Raw genomic sequence first — 842 nt, forward strand, 5'->3', positions numbered from 1 at the left:
GGGTGGAGCCGGTCTCGAAGCGGTCCTTGTTCCAGCTCAAGTCGGGCGCCTTCGCCTTGTTCTCGGGCGGCGGAGGGGCCTTCGCGGCCGGGGCTCGCGACGACGCGGTGGGCAGGGGACGAGGCGTGTCGCTGATCTTCGAGGCCATGGTTTGGGGGATCCCGATGGAGAGCGTGAATGGCGCGCACCGGGATTATCGCCACAGTGTGCCTCCAGGTTGCGAGCAGACCTCACTTCGCCGTGATTTCAGTGGGTTGTCTCAAGACATGTTTCAGCGGCGGCGGATCACCCGGCCCCGAGGCCCGGGGTGGTGGGCGCGCGGGGCGTCCACGAAGGCGCTGAGCGCCGCGTCGACACCACGCGTGGCGCTGGGAGGCTGAGCGACGGGCTCGGCTCAGAGATGCCGGACCTCAGTGGGGGGCTTCGTGAAGTCGTCGTCGCGTCCGTTGACGTAGGTGATGGGCGAGCGCATCAGTTCGTCCACGTCCACGTCGTCCAGGCAGTTGACCTTGATGGTGTAGTACTTGCCCAGCTCCGTGTCGTCGCCCCAGCCGAACGCGTGCACGCCGCAGTGCTTGCAGAACAGGTGATGGAGCTGCCTGGTGCGGGACTGGTACTCGGTGAGCGAGGACTCACCGGCCAGGAGCCGGAAGTCCTCGGGGCCGATGACGGATTGCCACAGCCGCGCCTTGGTGCAGATGGAGCAGTTGCACTTGTAGGTGCCCTGGCTCAGGTCGACATCCGCTTCGTACCGGACCGCTCCACAGTGACAGCCGCCGACGTACGTCTTCTTCACGAGTGACGCTCCTCATGGCCCCAGCCACGAGCCCCTCCCTCCCGAG

1 protein-coding gene is annotated in these 842 nt (G+C 66.7%); it reads right to left on the reverse strand.

The window, feature by feature from the left end:
• Positions 1-394 precede the first annotated feature (394 nt).
• Complete coding sequence (locus tag FL311_RS43415; RefSeq protein ID WP_141333561.1) at positions 395-796, reverse strand: GFA family protein; 402 nt, start codon at positions 794-796, stop codon at positions 395-397.
• Between the last annotated feature and the right edge of the window lie 46 nt (positions 797-842).

Origin of the sequence: Myxococcus sp. AB025B (genome assembly GCF_006518215.1) — a bacterium.
GTDB classification, from domain to species: domain Bacteria; phylum Myxococcota; class Myxococcia; order Myxococcales; family Myxococcaceae; genus Myxococcus; species Myxococcus fulvus.